A 16381-nucleotide genomic window follows, 5' to 3' on the forward strand; every position below is an offset into this window, starting at 1 on the left:
ATCCCGGCGACGGAGGTCATGGCTCGGTGCGCACGACGCCGGCGTCGATGAGCTCGTCGAGGATCCCGGCCCCGTCCTCGGCGCTCACCCACGGGGCGAGATCGTCGGGCTCGGCCTGCTCTCCGTCGGCGCGCGCGGCGGCGCGTCGCCCCGCCAGCACTCCTTCGGCGGGAAGCAGGCGGCGGATCGCGACGGCTGCGACGCTGTCCGGGTGCTCGATGAGGAACTGGCCGTAGATCGCCTCGTCGTGCTGGCCGTCGTCGCCGATCAGGAGCCAGCGCACGTGCGGGAACTCCTCGGCGAGGCGGCCGAGGTTCTGCAGCTTGTGCTCGCGGCCGCTGCGGAACCACCGCTCGTGGGTGGGGCCCCAGTCGGTGAGCAGCATGGATCCGGCCGGGAACAGATGCCGGGAGAGGAACCGGTTCAGCGTCGGCGCCACGTTCCACGCGCCCGTGGAGAGGTAGATCATGGGCGAGCCGGGGTTGTCCCGCATCAGCCGCTCCAGGAGCACGGCCATGCCCGGAACCGGGGTGCGGGCGTGCTCGTCGACGACGAACGAGTTCCACGCGGCGATCAGCGGACGCGGCAGAGCGGTCACCATGACGGTGTCGTCGACGTCGGAGACGACGCCGAAGCGCACGTCTTCGGCGACGATGAACACGCGGGCGGGGATCGGATCCTGCCCTTCGACCGACATCGTCACCTCCTGCCATCCCGACGGGAGGTCGGCGTCGATGCGGCAGTCGACCACGCCTCCGCGGTCGGCGGCGACCTCGTGCGCGCGCCCGGCGACCGTGATCGTGACGGTCGCGAAGCTCACCGGGATCCCGACGAAGCTGCGCCAGCCGCGCACGCTCGCATCCCTGCCGCCGCGGCGGGTCTTCGGCAGGATCAGCACGCGTCCGACGACGCGGACCCAGCCCGGGCCGCCGTACCCGGGGAACGGCACGATCGTCGCGGTGCGACCGCGCTTGCGGGCACGCCGTTCGCGCCACGCGTGGAAACGGTGCTCCAGGCGGGCGAACCAGTGGATCCGCTCCGGTCGGGATGAGGAGGAGGGCATAGCGGCTCTAGTCTTTCATGCCCGCCCCGTTCTTTCCTTCCCCGCGGGGGATGGTGGGGGTGGCCGGGTGAGAAGCCCTGCCCGGCACGGCCTGGGATAATCTGGAGGTCGCCCTGTTCGGGGCGCTCTTCTCCGTGCCGTAAAGAATGGTCGTCGTGTTGTCTGAGAACCCGTCCCACACCGCCTCCCCGTCGAATGACGACTCGCTGTCGGTGCGCGAGCTCCAGGACAAGTGGCAGGCGTACTGGGCGCAGAACCAGACGTTCCGCGCCGGCGGCGCCGAGGACGTCCGCCCGCGCAAGTACGTGCTCGCGATGTTCCCGTACCCCTCGGGCGACCTCCACATGGGGCATGCCGAGAACTATCTGTACTCGGACATCGTCGCGCGGTTCTGGCGGCACCGCGGGCACAACGTGCTGAACCCGATCGGCTGGGACTCGTTCGGCCTGCCCGCCGAGAACGCGGCCATCCGCCGCGGCGCGGACCCGCGCGAGTGGACGTATCAGAACATCGCCCAGCAGAAGGCGAGCTTCCAGACGTACGGCGTCTCGTTCGACTGGAGCCGGGAGCTGCACACGTCCGATGAGGAGTACTACCGCTGGAACCAGTGGCTGTTCCTGAAGCTGTACGAGCGCGGTCTGGCGTACCGCAAGAAGAGCCCGGTCAACTGGTGCCCCAACGACCAGACGGTGCTGGCGAACGAGCAGGTCGTCGACGGACGCTGTGAGCGCTGCGGCGCCGAGGTCGTGAAGAAGAACCTCACCCAGTGGTACTTCCGGATCACGGACTACGCCGACCGGCTGCTGGACGACCTGAACCAGCTCGAGGGCTTCTGGCCGCACAAGGTGCTGCAGATGCAGCGCAACTGGATCGGCCGGTCGGTCGGCGCCGACGTCGACTTCGAGATCGAGGGACGAGAGGGCGTCGTGACGGTCTTCTCGACCCGTCCCGACACCCTGCACGGGGCGACCTTCATGGTCGTCGCCCCGGACTCCGACCTGGCGGCGGAGCTCGCCGCGGGGGCGGATGAGGATGTCCGCAAGCGCTTCGCGGACTATCTGACCCAGGTGCAGAAGACCAGCGAGATCGACCGGCAGTCCGCCGACCGTCCGAAGACCGGCGTGTTCCTGGACCGCTACGCGATCAACCCGGTCAACGGCGAGCGCCTGCCCATCTGGGCGGCCGACTACGTGCTCGCCGACTACGGGCACGGGGCGGTCATGGCCGTGCCCGCGCACGACCAGCGCGACCTCGACTTCGCGCGCGCCTTCGACCTGCCCGTGAAGGTGGTCGTGGACACCACGGCCCCGATCACCGGCGCGCTGCCCGTCATCGAGGTGGACGAGGACGGCGTTCCGATCGAGCCGCTGGAGTCGCTCGACGATCAGCACCCCGGCAAGACCGGTGTCGCCCTCACCGGCGACGGTCGCATGATCAACTCCGGCGAGCTGAACGGCCTGTCCAAGCGCAACGCGATCGCCCGTGCGATCGAGCAGCTGGAGGCGGCGGGCACCGGGCGTGCAGCCAAGAACTACCGCCTGCGCGACTGGCTGATCTCGCGTCAGCGCTTCTGGGGCACCCCGATCCCGATGCTGCACACGCAGGACGGCGAGATCGTACCGGTGCCGGAGGCCCAACTGCCCGTGCGCCTGCCCAGCGTCGAGGGCCTGGACCTCTCCCCGAAGGGATCGAGCCCGCTGGGCGCCGCGGAGTCGTGGGTGCGCACTGTCGACCCGACCACCGGGGAGCCGGCGCTGCGCGACCCGGACACCATGGACACGTTCGTGGACAGCTCCTGGTACTTCCTGCGTTTCCTCTCGCCGAACAGCGACACCGTCGCGTTCGACGTCGACGAGGCGCGGCGCTGGGCGCCGATCGACTCCTACATCGGCGGCGTCGAGCACGCGATCCTGCACCTGCTGTACGCCCGGTTCATCACCAAGGTGCTGTTCGACATGGGGCTGATCGACTTCACGGAGCCGTTCTCCAGCCTGATCAACCAGGGCATGGTGATCCTGGACGGCGCCAAGATGTCCAAGAGCAAGGGCAACCTGGTGCTGTTCCAGGAGGAGCTGGATGCCTACGGCGCCGATGCCCTGCGCGTCGCCCTGGCGTTCGCGGGTCCTGTGGAGGACGACAAGGACTGGAAGGACGTCTCCACCACCGGTGCGCAGAAGTTCCTGGCCCGCGCGCTGCGCGTCGCGCACGACGTGGCGAGCCCGGTCGACGTCGTCTTCGCCGGCGGTGACGCGGCCCTCCGCCGCGTCACCCACCACCTGCTGGCGGATGCCCCGGCGCTGGTCGAGCAGACGAAGTTCAACGTGCTCGTCGCGCGTCTGATGGAGCTGGTGAACGCGATCCGCAAGACGATCGACACCGGTGCCGGGGCCGCCGATCCCGCCGTGCGGGAGGCCGCGGAGACCCTGGCCGTGATGCTCGACCTGGTCGCCCCGCACACGGCGGAGGAGATCTGGGAGATCCTCGGCCACCAGCCGTCCGTCGGCCTGGTGACCTGGCGTCAGGCGGATCCGCTCCTGCTCGTCGAGGACACGGCCACCTGCGCCGTGCAGGTCAACGGCAAGGTGCGCGCCACGCTGGACGTCCCCGCCAAGATCGGCGAAGCCGACCTGGAGGCGCTCGCCCGTGCCGACGAGAAGGTGCAGCGCGCCCTCGACGGCAAGGAGATCGTGCGGGTGATCGTCCGCGCCCCGAAGATCGTGAACTTCGCCGTCAAGGGCTGAGTCCGTGCGCTCCGGGGGGAAAGGAGCGCGCGCCCTCCGGGTGATGAGGCGCGTGCTCGGCACGGCGGTGGTGATCGCGGCGCTGGCCGGCGCCGGTCTGCTGCTGGCGTGGCAGCTGCCGCGCCCGGTGAGCGACACCAGTGCGATCGGCGTGCTCTGGCACCGGCACAGCGATGAGCTGGGCGCCGCGTGGAACCGTGAGACATGCAGCGGCGGGGTGTGCTCGCAGGACTATCGCCGAGGGTCGATCTACGCGGGCCCGAGCGGGTTCGCGCACATCGTGCGCGGTGATGCCGTGGGCGAAGCCTTCGACGAGCTCGGCGGGGTCGCGTCCCTGGGCCTGCCGATCGCGGCCGAGAGCGGTTCCGCCGACCGGCCGTGGCAGGCCTTCCAGCGGGCCGGGATCTTCGCGGACGGCGAGGAGACGACCCTTGTGCGCGGCGCGGTCTGGCGGTCGTGGCTGCGGTACTCCGAGGAGCGCGGGGGGCTCGGCTTCCCCACGACGACGGAGCACGCGGATCGGCGCGGCGCCCGGGTGCAGGAGTTCGTGAACGGCGTCGTCTACGTCAGGGACGGGCGAGCCGTGCCGACGGTCTCCGACATCGCCGACGCCCATCGCCGTGCCGGCTCGGCCTCCGGCCCGCTCGGCTATCCGAAGAGCACCCAGCGCGCGTCGGGTGACCGGCTCGTGCAGGAGTTCGACGGCGGCGAGGTGTGGTGGTCGTCGGGCACGGGAGCGCACTCGGTCCAGACGCCGTTCCTGGCGTCGTACCGTGAGCGCGGAGGAGCCGATGGGGCTCTCGGCCTTCCGACGGCCGAGGCGTCGCGCTTCGAGGGCGGCTCGATGCAGTCCTTCCAGGGCGGCGTGCTGTACCGATCGGACAGCGACGGGACGATCCGCGCGACCACGGCGGGGGACATCCAGAACCGCTACGAGGAGCTCGGCGGCCCCGAGGGCGAACTGGGTCCTCCCACGGGCGACAAGGTCGACGTGCCCGGCGGCCGCTATCAGAGCTTCACCGGCGGCGTGCTGCTGTGGCACGAGGGCTCAGGGGTGTTCCGGCTGGATGCGGCGAACTTCGCGGTCTGGACGGCGGATCCGGCGAGGTTCGGCTGGCCGACGAAGGACTCCTGGAGCGACGACCGCGGATCGCACCAGGACTGGCAGAAGGGGCAGACCGTGCTGCGCGCGGGGCGACTGCTCACGATTCCCTCGACTCCGGTCGACGCATCCACGGCGGTGCTGCTGTGCGACTCCCAGTGCGGAGGGAATTCCTGGATCGAGCAGGGAGCGCAGGGAGCCGGGTTCTCCCACATCGTGAAGCTCGGCTTCGGCGGATCCGGCTACCTGGCGCCGATCAGCGGGCTCGGCGCGGGATTCACCGAGAGCGTGTCCAGCAACCGTCTCCTGCTCCCCGAGGGGGATCCTGGTGTCGTGATCGTGACACTGGGAGGCAACGACGCCGCGCAGAAGCGCCCCTCCACCGAGGTGGCGGCGGCCGAGGATCAGCTCATCGGCATGCTGCGCGAGGCCTATCCGAACGCCGCGATCGTGGTCAACGGCGTGATGAGCCGCAGCGACGCGGCCCATGCGGCGCGGCGGGCGATGGACGCGGCGGTGACGGAGGAGGCCCGGCGGATCGGCGTCCACGCCGTGTCGGTCGCGGGGTGGGTGAGCGACTACGCGGCGCCGCAGGCCGACAACGTGCATCTCACGCAGGCAGGGCACGACAGGATCGGCCCGCACTACGCCGACGCGCTGCGCGCCGCGCTGGGGCGCTGAGGGGGCGGCTTCGCGGGGGATCCCGGATCCGCTCAGAGGCGCTCGAGCGGGTTGGCCGCGAGCTTGCCGATCAGACCGCCGTCGATGAGGCGTCGCGCGTGGCTGTGCGGCTTGCGCTCCGACTGCGTGCGCACCGACCCGCCGAACTCGTCGGCCAGATCGAGCCGGGGGTAGGCGGCGAGCACCTCGCGGCGGAACTCCACGGGGATCTCCTCGTCGCGCCGTCCGGACACGTCGAGTCCGGTGGCGGTCTCCAGCAGGTAGCCCTCCACATCGAGATCGGGGTCGACCGAGGGCCAGTTGTGGCGCACGATGACCTCGTTGACGCGCCGCCGCCGCGTGGCCGGCCAGCCGGCGCCGGCGGCCAGCGCCTCCCCGACGAAGCCGCCCGCCTCCTCGTAGCCGAGCACGTGGTTGTCGTACTCGGGGGCGAGGCCGATGTCGTGCAGCAGCGCGGCGGTGTACAGGAGCTCGTGGTCGATGCCGGTGCGTCCCTCGACGAGCGCGAAGGCCTCGGCCCAGAGCCAGCTGCGGTGCACGTGGTTCGACAGCGCGGAGGAGTGGAACTGCGCGACCAGCTCTCGGGCGCCGCGGGCGGCGGCGGTGTGGGGCGGGAGGAAGTCGTGCAGGCGCATGGTCGCTCCGGTCGATCGCGTGTCGGGGGACGGGTTCAGCGTATCCGGTGCGGCACGGGCGGGCGGTCGCCCCTGCGCCCTCCACACGGCAGCACTCGCCGGGGTTGCGCACGGGTTCTGCGGGCGTCCCGCGCCGGACATGTCGCGGAGCCTAACGTCACCGTGTGACAGAGATCGCGGAGTCCGAGAGTACGGAGCCCGTCGTCGTCCCGGGGAGGCGGCGGCTCCGGCTCGGGCTCGGCGCGGCGGTGGTCGTGGCGCTGGCGGCCGTGTCGGTGACCGTCGGGATCGGGTTGGTGAGCCGCTCGACCGGCCCGGCCCAGATCGCCGTCACTGCGGAGCCCAGCGCCGGGGGCCGAGGGATCTCGGCGGGGAGCGTGTATGTGCATGTGCTGGGCGACGTCGCCACGCCGGGACTCTATGTGCTCGACGACGGGGCGAGGGTGGCCGATGCCCTGGCCGCGGCGGGCGGCACGCTGCCGACCGCCGATCTGGCTGCGGTGAACCTCGCGCGGCCCCTCACCGACGGGGAGCAGATCCTGGTGCCCGCGCAGGGCGGGACGCCGGACTCCGCCGGGTCCGCCGGAAGCCCATCGACGGCCGTCCCCGCGACGACGAGTGCGCTGATCGATCTCAACACGGCCGATGCCGCAGCGCTCGAGGAACTGCCCCGGGTGGGTCCGGCGATCGCGCAGCGCATCATCGAGTGGCGCACCGCGAACGGTCGGTTCACCAGCGTCGACGACCTGCTCGGCGTCTCCGGCATCGGCGAGAAGATGCTCGCCGGTATCCGGGATCGAGTGCGCGTATGAGCGCGACGTCGGGCGCCGTCCGCGGGCCGTCGCGGACGGGAGGGGCGCGCACGCCGCCTCGCCGGCTGCGGGATGTGCGGATGGTCCCGGTCGCCGTCACGGCCTGGCTGGCAGGGTTGCTCGTCTCGTTCCTGCCCGCGTCGGGAGGGCCGCTCGCGGGGGCGACGGCTCTCGCCGTGGTGCTGATCTTGTTCGCCCGTCGCCGACCAGGCAACGGCGCCGCGGCCCGGCTGCTCGCGCACGCCGGTCCGCTGGCCGTGGTGTGTCTCGCGGTCGCCGCTGCGATCGGCCTTTCGGCGGCGGGGGACGCTCCCGCACGCGACCGTGCCGCCGCTTTCGCCGGCCATGTGGTGGGCGCCGAGGTGAGCGTGCGCTCGCTGCCCTCGCTCGGCGCCGACGGGCGGCTCTGGGCCGACGCGGATGCGGTGCGGCTCGGCACGGGGGACGATCCGGCGCCCCTGTCGGTGCCCGTGCGCGTCGGAGTGCGGTCGGAGGAGCGCTGGAGCTCCCTCGGACCGGGAACCGTTCTGCGGTTCACGGCGCAGGTCAAGGCGGCCGACGCCGGAGAGCGCGCCGCGGTCGTGCTCTTCGCTCAGCAGCCGGTGGTGCAGGTGTCCCGCGGGGGTCCGGTCGAGACGATCGCCGGCGACGTGCGCGCCGCATTCATCGTCCGTGCCCAGCGGCTGCCGGAGCCCGGGTCGGAGCTGCTGCCGGGCCTGGCCGTCGGCGACGTCCGGTCGGTGAGCGCGGAGCTCGGCGACGCCATGAAGGCGAGCGGTCTCTCGCACCTGACGGCGGTCAGTGGCAGCAACTTGGCGCTCGTCGCGGCAGCCGCCTTCGGAGTCGTCGCGCTGTGCGGAGGGGGACGGAGGACGCGCGTCGCGGTCGCCGCACTCGCTCTGGCCGGCTTCGTCGTGCTGGTCACACCGCAGCCGAGCGTCATCCGGGCGGCGGCGATGGCGGCGGCAGCGATGACGGCGCTTCTGCTCGGCCGGCCGCGTGCGGGCCTGTCGGTGCTGCTGCTCGCCGTGACGGTGCTCCTCCTGACGGATCCCCGTCTCGCCGCGGCACCCGGCTTCGCGCTCTCCGCCGCCGCGACGGCGGGACTGATCGTGCTCGCGCCCCCGCTCTCCGACGGGCTCGCGCGATGGCTGCCCCGTCCTGTCGCGCTCGCCGTCTCGGTGCCGCTGTCGGCGCAGCTCGCCTGCGGGCCGATCATCGCCCTGTTCGCCGCGCAGCAGTCACTGGTCTCGGTCGTCGCGAACCTGCTCGCGGAGCCGGCGTCGCCGATCGCGACCGTGCTCGGTCTCCTCGCCTGCCTCACCCTGCCGATCCCGCCTCTCGCCGACCTGCTGGCGGCGACGGCGTGGCTGCCCTCGGCCTGGATCGCGCAGACCGCCGTCGTCACCGCGGGTCTTCCGATCGCGACCATCGAGGTTCCTGCAGGCATCCTCACGTCTCTCGCCGTGGCGGCGCTCAGCGCGGCGGCGTTCTGGGTGATCGCGCCGCACCGGCCGCTTCCGCACCCCTGGCGTGCGATCGTCGGGGGTGCGGTGGCGGTGCTGCTCGGCGTCTCGGTCGGATGGGGACTCGTCAGCGGACCCGTGGTGCTCCTGCAACGGCCCGCGGACTGGGGCATCGCGATGTGCGACATCGGGCAGGGCGACGCGATCCTGGTGCGCAGCGCAGGGAGCACGATGCTCATCGACACCGGGCCGGATCCGAAGCCGCTGCAGCGATGCCTCACGGATCTCGGCGTCGACAGGCTCGACGTCCTGGTGCTCACGCATTTCGATCACGATCATGCGGGCGCGTCCGACCTGCTTCGAGGACGCGCCGACGTGGTGCTGCACGGACCGGTCGACACTGCCGCGCACCAGGGGCAGCTCGATCGGCTCCGGAACGGGGGAGCGCGCCTCATCGACGCGGCGGCGGGAATGACCGGGCACCTCGGCGGCGCGGACTGGCGCGTGCTGTGGCCGCGCCGAGCCGAGAAGGTGTTCCCGCCCGGAAACGACGTCGGCGTGATCCTCGAGGTCGCCGGGGGAGGCGTGCCCCGGTCGCTCTTCCTCGCCGATCTCTCCGCCGCGTCGCAGGGCATGCTGCGCCGGATGGCGCATCCCCGCCACATGACGGTCGTGAAGGTGGCCCATCACGGCAGTGCAGATCAGGATCCGCAGCTCTACGCGGACCTGGATCCGGCGCTCGCGCTGATCTCCGTCGGGGCGGGAAACGACTACGGTCACCCGCGTGCGAGCACTCTGGAGATGCTCAGCGCCCTGCAGACGCCGGTCCTCCGCACGGATCAGCGCGGGACGATCCTGGTGGCCGAGGGCGAGGACGGCCTGCGCGTCTGGACCGCGCGCCCGGTGCCGGCGGAGACGCCGGGGCCGACCCCGGGGACGACGGCGAGCGCCGTGAAGGTCCGTGCCCGCCGGTACGCTGGTGGCATGCCTGCACCGCGCTCTTCCTCCGCCGCACGACGTGGAGGCAAGGGGACGAACATCCCGCAGGTGTCCTGGCGAGAGCCTCGTCCCGCCCCCATCGTGCTGGTGTCCGGCCCGGAGGAGATCTGCGCCGAGCGCGCGATCGCGGGCGTGCGCGCCTACCTGCGTGCGGAGGATCCGGCGCTCGAGGTGAGCGATCTCCGCGCCGACGACTACGAGTCGGGCAGCCTGCTCGGGCTCGCCTCGCCGTCGCTGTTCGGTGAGCCGCGTCTGCTGCGCATCTCCGGCGTGGAGCGGTGCACGGATGCGTTCCTCGCCGAGGCGGTGGCCTATCTCGAGCACCCGCAGGAGGGCGCGACGGTCGTCCTGCGGCACACCGGTGCGACCGTCCGCGGCAAGAAGCTGCTGGACGCGGTCCGCGCCGGCACCGGCGGCGGGATCGAGATCGCCTGCCCCGCCATCAAGCGCGACGACGAGAAGGCGGACTTCGCTGCGGGAGAGTTCCGGGCCGCAGGGCGCCGGATCGCCCCGCAGGCGCTGCGGGCGCTCGTCTCGGCCTTCTCCGATGACGTCACCGAGCTCGCCGCGGCCTGCCAGCAGCTGATCATCGACGTGCCGGGCGACGTCACCCCCGAGATCGTCGAGCGCTACTACGGCGGGCGCGTCGAGGTCTCGGCCTTCGTGGTCGCCGACACGGCGATCGCCGGACGTCTGGGTGAGGCGCTGGTGGCGCTGCGGCACGCGCTCGCGTCCGGCGCGGATCCCGTGCCGATGGTGGCCGCCTTCGCGATGAAGCTGCGGTCGATGGCGCGCGTCGCCGGATCCCGGGAGTCCAACGCCGCCCTCGCCGCGCGCCTGGGCATGAAGGACTGGCAGGTCGACCGCGCGCGTCGGGACCTCAGCGGCTGGAACGAGCGCACGCTCGGGCTCGCCATCCAGGCCACGGCCCGCGCCGACGCCGACGTCAAAGGCGCGGCGCGCGATCCGATCTTCGCGCTCGAGCGCATGGTCACGGTGATCGCGACCCGCGCGCCCTACGGTGCCGGCGGCCGCTGAGCGACGCCGAGCGACGCCTCCGGAGCCGGACGTGCGCCGGCCTCCGGCGGAAACGACGAAGGCCCGCCCCCAGCGGGGACGGGCCTTCGGAAGAGAATCGCTCAGAGAGCGGAGACCTGCTTCGCGATCGACGACTTGCGGTTCGCCGCCTGGTTCGCGTGGATGACACCCTTGCTGACGGCCTTGTCGAGCTTCTTGGTCGCCGCCTTCAGGGCGGCCTCGGCGGCCGCCTTGTCGCCACCGGCGATCGCCTTGCGGGTGTTGCGGACGGCGGTCTTGAGCTCGCTCTTGACGGCCTTGTTGCGCTCGTGCGCCTTCTCGTTGGTCTTGTTGCGCTTGATCTGCGACTTGATGTTCGCCACGGATGGAAACCTTCGTTCGAGTGATGGATGGTTGTGCCGGCCTGGCGGTAGAGGGGCGCCTCCGGCAGCGTGCAGGGGTGGGACCTGACACGCAAGCCAATCACCGATCTTATCAGGGATCCGCGCAGGAGCCGAACCGGAACACTGCGCAGGGAAGGGCCCGGATCCGGGCGCGTCGCGCGCGGGACGCAGGGACGCGATGGTGCATGCTGGCGAAGGACCCGAAGGAGTCGTCCATGCCCGTACCCCCTGCACACGGCGCACCGCCGCTCGATCGCGCGCTGCTGCGGCGCCTGGGATTCTCCGCGGCGACCGCGGCCTTCCAGATCGAGGGGGCGAGAGCGGAGGACGGACGCTCCCGATCGATCTGGGACGAATTCGTCGACACGCCGGGGCGCGTGCGCGACGGCAGCACGGCCGATCCAGGACCCGACAGCTATCACCGCGTCGCCGAGGACGTGGCGCTGCTCGCGCACCTCGGCGTCGACCAGTACCGGTTCTCGCTCTCCTGGGTGCGCGTGCTGCCGGAGGGCCGTCCGAACCCGCAGGGGCTCGCGTACTACGACCGCCTCGTCGATCGGCTCCTCGACGCCGGCATCACGCCCACCCCCACGCTGTACCACTGGGACCTGCCCTCGCGGCTGGAGGCGGACGGCGGCTGGCTGAACCGCGCGACGGCCGAGCGGTTCGCGCAGTACGTCGAGGTCGTGGCCGACGCCCTCGGCGACCGGGTGCGGCACTGGTACACGATCAACGAGCCCGTCTCGACGACGCTGCAGGGGTATGCGATCGGCGAGCTCGCGCCGGGGCGGACCCTGCTCTTCGACGCACTGCCGACCGCCCATCACCAGCTGCTCGCGCACGGATACGCGGTGCGGATCCTTCGCGGGCATGGCGCGACCCGGATCGGCATCGTCAACAACCACACCCAGGTGCTGCCCGCCTCCCGGTCGGAGGAGGACCTCCAGGCCGCGTACCTGTACGACCTGGTGCACAACAGGATGTTCGCGGACCCTGTGCTGCTCGGGCGCTATCCCGACCTCGAGCCGTACGTCTCCGCGCTGCCCGTGCACGACGGCGACCTTGCCCTGATCAGCGCTCCCTGCGACGTCTACGGCGTCAACTACTACAACCCCACGACGGTCGCCGCGGCCGCCGGCCCCGTGCCCTTCGAGGTGGTTCCGACGCCCGGCGCACCCGTGACCGGGTTCGGTCCGCTGTGGCCGATCGTGCCGGAGGCCCTCACCGCGTTCCTCGTCGACGCGAAGGAGCGCTACGGCGAGGCGCTGCCGCCGGTGGTGATCGCCGAGAACGGGGCGTCGTTCCCCGAGCCGGACCAGGTCGACGGTCCGCTCGACGACGCCGACCGCATCGACTACCTGCGCGGGCACATCGGCGCCGTGCTCGATGCCCTGCGCGCGGGCGTGCGTGTCGACGCCTACACGGTGTGGTCGCTGCTGGACAACTTCGAATGGGCCGACGGGTACACCCAGCGATTCGGGCTCGTGCACGTCGACATGGCCACGGGACGGCGCACCCCGAAGGCCTCTTACGCCTGGTTCCGCGCACTGATCGAGGAGGCACGCTCATGACCGAGCGCTCGGGTGCCGTCACCGGCGTGACTGCGAAGCGCGTCGGACCGGTGTGGATGGTGCTGTTCACACTCGCCTGGCTGGCGGTGTGGACGGTGCAGCTCACCCCGATCCAGCTGCTGCTGCCGCTGCAGCTCGACACCCACAGCACGGGTGACGACTGGATCTCCGGCGTGGTGTGGGCAGGGATCGTGCTCTCGGCCGGCGGGCTGGTCGGTATCGTCGCCGGCCCGGTGTCTGGGCGCTGGTCCGACCGCACCCGCTCGCGCTGGGGCCGTCGTCGTCCGTGGGCGATCGGCGGTTCCGTGCTGGCGGCCGCGGGGCTCGTGCTCACCGGACTCGCACGCGGCCCGATCGCCGTCGGCGGCGCGTGGATCGTGGTGTCGGTGGGCGTCTCGGTCGCGATGGCCGCGCTCACGGCCATGATCGCCGATCAGCTGACGACCCAGCGCGGTTCGGCATCGGCGGCCGCGAGCTCCGCCCAGGCGGTCGGCATCGTCGTGGGGGTCGGCGCCGTCGTGCTGCTCGGGCTCGACGTCTGGCCGGCGTATCTGCTGCTGGCCGCCGTCATCGCCGTCATCGGGATCGGCACCGCGTTGCTGCTGCCGGACGCCCCGGCGCACGAGCTCGCGCTGCCTGCGCCGCGTGCGGCCGGCCGACGCGCGTCCTGGCGCGACCGCGACTTCCTCTGGCTGCTGGTCAGTCGTCTCGTCGTGAACATCGGTAATGCGTTCGGCACGTCGCTGCTGCTGTTCTTCCTGCTCTACGGCGTGAGGGTTCCTTCCGCCGATGCGGAGAACGATCTGCTGCTGCTCATCGTGATCTACACCGTGTTCGTCGTGATCGCCTCGATCGTCGCCGGCATGCTGTCCGACCGCCGCTCGGCCGACCCCCTCCGCCGGCGGCGCACGCTGACAGCTGTGTCGGCCGTGGTGCAGGCGCTCTCCGGCGTGGTGATCCTGATCAGCCCGTCGCTCGTGATGACCTCGGTCGCCGCGGCGATCATGGGTGCCGGCTACGGCGCCTACATGGCGGTGAGCCTCGCCTTCGCGACGGACCTGCTCACGGATCCGGACGACCACGCGCGCGATCTCGGCCTCGTCAACGTGTCCGCGCAGCTCGGGCAGCTGCTCGGCCCGCTGCTGGGCGCCGGCCTCGTGGCCCTCGTCGGCGGATTCTGGCTGCTGTTCGGCGCCGCGGCCGTGCTGTCGGTGGTGGGCGCGGCGATGACCTACGCGGTCAGGACGACGTCTCCAGCGTCGCCAGCGCGAGTTCCAGCACCGCATTGAAGACGCGCGGGCGCATCGCGGTGACGAGGTGCGTGGTGCGCGGCACGATCACGAACTCCGCGTCGGGAGCGAGTCGCCGGTAGAGCGTCTCGTGGGTGCGGAGCTGGTCGAACTGGCCGTTGACGAACCAGGTCGGCACGCCGATACGGGGGACCGCGGCGACCAGGTCCAGCTCGGACAGCGCGCGCAGCGCCGCGTCCTGGGCCGCCATCGCGAACCCGCCCGCGCCGAAGTCGTCGCGCGTCGAGGCCGGGAGCGTGGCGTCGAGCACGCGGCGGCTCAACCACATCCCGCGGTCGGGCATCGCGTTGAGCGCGCCCGCGAGCATGCGGTAGGCGGCGAGTCCTGCGCCACGGGGGAGGGCGGTGCACGAGGCGCCGATGAAGCCGGCGATCGGGGCGGGCTCTTCCGCCCCCGCGTACGCGGTGCTCAGCAGGCCGCCCATCGAGTGCCCCACCAGCAGCACGCGCCCGCTCGCCTCGCGCACTGCGCTGTCGACGGTGCGCATCGCCTCCCCGAGGGTGAACGGCTCGTCCATGCGGGTGCCGTGGCCGGGGAGGTCGACGGCGACCGAGGGAGTGCCGCGTTCGGCGAGATACTCCTGCTGCGAGCGCCACATGGTCGCGGAGGTGCGGATCCCGTGGACGAAGACGACCGAGGCCGGCGGGACGGTACGGCGACGCATGGGCGCCAGTCTAAGCCGCACAACGCGGGTACGGCGCCCGCCCGGCACGCAGAAGCGGGGCCGGTGGCGAACCACCGACCCCGCTCCGGAACGGCGGGTGCTTACTTCTCCCAGCCGACGTTCTCCACCGGCTGGACGCCGAACCCGTCGAGGCCCACGTAGGGCTCCGGGGTCAGGTTCGACAGACCCTTCTTGGCGGTGACGATCCAGGGACCGTTGTAGAGCGGGATGACGCCCCAGGTCTCCTTGACGATCTCCGGCTCGAGCTTCATCGCGGCCTTGGTCCACGCCTCGGCCGTCGTCTGCGACTCGACGTCGCTCTTGATCTTCTCGTCGATCGCCGGCGTGCTCGTGCCGGACAGGTTCAGCGAGCTGTCCGAGCAGTAGAGCTGGCAGAAGTACGCCGGGCCGAACGGGTCGCCGTCGGTGAACTGCAGCGAGAACGCGTCCCAGTTCTTCGTGGTGAAGTCGGTCGAGAAGTCGGACGACGGACGCTGCTCGATCTTGATGTCGATGCCGATGGCCTTCTCCTGCTGCTGCAGGGCCTTCAGCATCGCGATCATGGTCGGCGAGTCGTTGTGGTTGGGGAAGACGACGGAGAGCTTGACGCCGTCCTTCTCGCGGACACCGTCCTTGCCTTCCTTCCAGCCCGCCTCGTCGAGGAGCTTCTTGGCGCCGGCGGCGTCGAACTTCAGGCCGGCCTCCTTGAAGGAGTCGGCGTAGCCGTCCTGGAAGCTGTAGAGGTTCATCGAGCCCACGGCGTTCTCGGAGTAGCCGAGACCGTTCCAGATGACCTTCTTCAGCTCATCGATGTTGGCGCCCAGGAAGAACGCCTGACGCACCTTGATGTCCTTGAACTGCGGCTTGGACGAGTCGACGATCAGCACCGTCTTCGACGTGCGCTGGGCGCGGTAGGTGACGACGTCCTTCATGCCGGCGACCTGCGCGAGAGCGTCCTTGTTGGGGGTCTCGGCGGCGTCGATCTCACCGTTCTTGAAGGCGTTGATGCGCGCGGTCGAGTCCAGCCCCGTGAAGGTGACCTTGTCGAGCAGCGGCTTGTCGCCCCACCACTTCTCGTTGGGCTCGAGCGTCGCGCTCTGGCCCTTCGTGTCGAACTTGGTGAGCTTGTACGGGCCGGCGCCCCACTCGGGGTGCGCGTTCTCCACGTAGGCGGTGTTGAACACGTCGGCCGAGTTGACCTTCGGGTTCAGGATCGTGGAGAAGACGGCCTCGGGCCAGGCGAACTTGCCCTTGAAGGTGACGATGACGTCCTTGTCGGTGGCGCCCTTGGTCACCGACTCGATGTTCTTCCAGTTGTCCGTCGAGCTGACCTTGTAGGCCTCGTCGGTGCCGTTGTTCGCCTTCCAGGTCGCCTCGAAGGCGGTCCAGTCGATCGGCGTGCCGTCGTTCCAGACGGCCTTGTCGTTGATCTTGCCGGTGATGACGGTGTTGCCGTCCTTCTCGCCGATGTCCCACTTGTCGAGGTACGCGGGGTTCGGCGAGACCTTGCCGTCTGCGCTGATCAGCAGCACCTGCGGGGTGTACCAGCTCGCCAGGCGCGTGGTGTCGGCCGACGCGTCCGCCTGGAACGGGTTCATCTGCGGCGTGATCTCGTTGATGCCGAAGTGGACTTCGCCACCCTGCTTGAGGTTCTCACGCGGCTGCGGGTTGTAGTCCGCGGTCTTGGTCTCGGCGGGCTTGTCGGTGCCGCCGTTCGAGCCTCCCGGTGCCGAGCAACCGCTGATGGCGATTGCCAGCGCCCCTGTGAGGGCGACGACGCCCCACAGCTTGTGCTGCCTTTTCATGGTTCTCCTTCGATGCCTTTCGGCGTTTTGGGGACAGGGGACAGTTAACCGGCGTGAACCGGAACCGCCCGGTACATCGACGCAACCGTTACCGTTCCGATGTCAACCGGA

Annotated in this window: 11 protein-coding genes and 1 pseudogene; 7 read left to right on the forward strand and 5 right to left on the reverse strand. The window is 71.1% G+C overall.

What is annotated here, in order from left to right:
• Nucleotides 1-16: 16 nt before the first annotated feature.
• Nucleotides 17-1063, reverse strand: coding sequence for an App1 family protein (locus tag NFX31_RS07450; RefSeq protein ID WP_045252253.1), 1047 nt, complete (start codon nucleotides 1061-1063; stop codon nucleotides 17-19).
• A 212-nt stretch (nucleotides 1064-1275) separates the two neighbouring features.
• On the opposite strand from NFX31_RS07450, the gene leuS reads away from it, so the two are divergent.
• Nucleotides 1276-3804: a leucine--tRNA ligase gene (gene leuS / locus NFX31_RS07455; RefSeq protein WP_420847435.1), complete on the forward strand. Its 2529-nt coding sequence runs from the start codon at nucleotides 1276-1278 to the stop codon at nucleotides 3802-3804.
• Nucleotides 3805-3856: 52 nt separating this feature from the next.
• On the forward strand, nucleotides 3857-5587 hold the full coding sequence (locus tag NFX31_RS07460; RefSeq protein ID WP_181022825.1) for an SGNH/GDSL hydrolase family protein: 1731 nt from the start codon (nucleotides 3857-3859) through the stop codon (nucleotides 5585-5587).
• Between the two features lie 32 nt (nucleotides 5588-5619).
• On the opposite strand, the gene NFX31_RS07465 is transcribed toward NFX31_RS07460, so the two are convergent.
• Nucleotides 5620-6222, reverse strand: a complete 603-nt coding sequence (locus NFX31_RS07465) for an HD domain-containing protein (RefSeq protein ID WP_045252251.1) — start codon at nucleotides 6220-6222, stop codon at nucleotides 5620-5622.
• A 164-nt stretch (nucleotides 6223-6386) separates the two neighbouring features.
• Between NFX31_RS07465 and NFX31_RS07470 the strand changes: the two genes are divergently transcribed.
• From NFX31_RS07470 to holA, 3 genes and pseudogenes are all read left to right on the forward strand, one after another.
• Nucleotides 6387-7034: a ComEA family DNA-binding protein gene (locus tag NFX31_RS07470; RefSeq protein WP_082072495.1), complete on the forward strand. Its 648-nt coding sequence runs from the start codon at nucleotides 6387-6389 to the stop codon at nucleotides 7032-7034.
• Between the two features lie 80 nt (nucleotides 7035-7114).
• A pseudogene (locus NFX31_RS07475) lies at nucleotides 7115-9007 on the forward strand (ComEC/Rec2 family competence protein); the annotation flags it as partial.
• 477 nt (nucleotides 9008-9484) lie between these two features.
• Nucleotides 9485-10537 carry a DNA polymerase III subunit delta gene (gene holA / locus NFX31_RS07480; RefSeq protein ID WP_045252249.1) on the forward strand — a complete coding sequence of 351 codons (1053 nt, stop codon included), beginning with the start codon at nucleotides 9485-9487 and terminating at the stop codon, nucleotides 10535-10537.
• Between the two features lie 101 nt (nucleotides 10538-10638).
• Here holA and rpsT read toward each other — a convergent pair whose 3' ends face one another.
• Complete coding sequence (gene rpsT / locus NFX31_RS07485; RefSeq protein WP_045252248.1) at nucleotides 10639-10899, reverse strand: 30S ribosomal protein S20; 261 nt, start codon at nucleotides 10897-10899, stop codon at nucleotides 10639-10641.
• Between the two features lie 236 nt (nucleotides 10900-11135).
• On the opposite strand from rpsT, the gene NFX31_RS07490 reads away from it, so the two are divergent.
• Together NFX31_RS07490 and NFX31_RS07495 are read left to right on the forward strand one after the other, a co-directional pair.
• Nucleotides 11136-12491, forward strand: a complete 1356-nt coding sequence (locus NFX31_RS07490; protein ID WP_262957096.1) for a GH1 family beta-glucosidase — start codon at nucleotides 11136-11138, stop codon at nucleotides 12489-12491.
• The gene (locus NFX31_RS07495) at nucleotides 12488-13780 is read left to right on the forward strand and encodes an MFS transporter (RefSeq protein ID WP_262957097.1); all 1293 of its coding nucleotides are present in this window, start codon (nucleotides 12488-12490) and stop codon (nucleotides 13778-13780) included. The genes NFX31_RS07490 and NFX31_RS07495 overlap by 4 nt, the downstream gene beginning before the upstream one ends.
• On the opposite strand, the gene NFX31_RS07500 is transcribed toward NFX31_RS07495, so the two are convergent.
• The gene (locus tag NFX31_RS07500; RefSeq protein ID WP_262957098.1) at nucleotides 13731-14465 is read right to left on the reverse strand and encodes an alpha/beta fold hydrolase; all 735 of its coding nucleotides are present in this window, start codon (nucleotides 14463-14465) and stop codon (nucleotides 13731-13733) included. The two genes, NFX31_RS07495 and NFX31_RS07500, sit on opposite strands and share 50 nt — an antisense overlap.
• A gap of 101 nt (nucleotides 14466-14566) precedes the next feature.
• Nucleotides 14567-16270, reverse strand: a complete 1704-nt coding sequence (locus NFX31_RS07505; protein WP_045252245.1) for an ABC transporter family substrate-binding protein — start codon at nucleotides 16268-16270, stop codon at nucleotides 14567-14569.
• Between the last annotated feature and the right edge of the window lie 111 nt (nucleotides 16271-16381).

The sequence above is a fragment of the Microbacterium azadirachtae genome (genome assembly GCF_025583665.1).
Classification (GTDB): Bacteria; Actinomycetota; Actinomycetes; order Actinomycetales; family Microbacteriaceae; genus Microbacterium; species Microbacterium azadirachtae.

Excerpts from the sequence above, each read along its gene's own strand:
- holA (WP_045252249.1), top strand. The coding sequence starts at position 9,485 with ATGCCTGCACCGCGCTCTTCCTCCGCCGCACGACGTGGAGGCAAGGGG.
- NFX31_RS07465 (WP_045252251.1), bottom strand. The coding sequence starts at position 6,222 with ATGCGCCTGCACGACTTCCTCCCGCCCCACACCGCCGCCGCCCGCGGC.
- NFX31_RS07505 (WP_045252245.1), bottom strand. The coding sequence starts at position 16,270 with ATGAAAAGGCAGCACAAGCTGTGGGGCGTCGTCGCCCTCACAGGGGCG.
- NFX31_RS07450 (WP_045252253.1), bottom strand. The coding sequence starts at position 1,063 with ATGCCCTCCTCCTCATCCCGACCGGAGCGGATCCACTGGTTCGCCCGC.
- NFX31_RS07500 (WP_262957098.1), bottom strand. The coding sequence starts at position 14,465 with ATGCGTCGCCGTACCGTCCCGCCGGCCTCGGTCGTCTTCGTCCACGGG.
- NFX31_RS07490 (WP_262957096.1), top strand. The coding sequence starts at position 11,136 with ATGCCCGTACCCCCTGCACACGGCGCACCGCCGCTCGATCGCGCGCTG.
- NFX31_RS07495 (WP_262957097.1), top strand. The coding sequence starts at position 12,488 with ATGACCGAGCGCTCGGGTGCCGTCACCGGCGTGACTGCGAAGCGCGTC.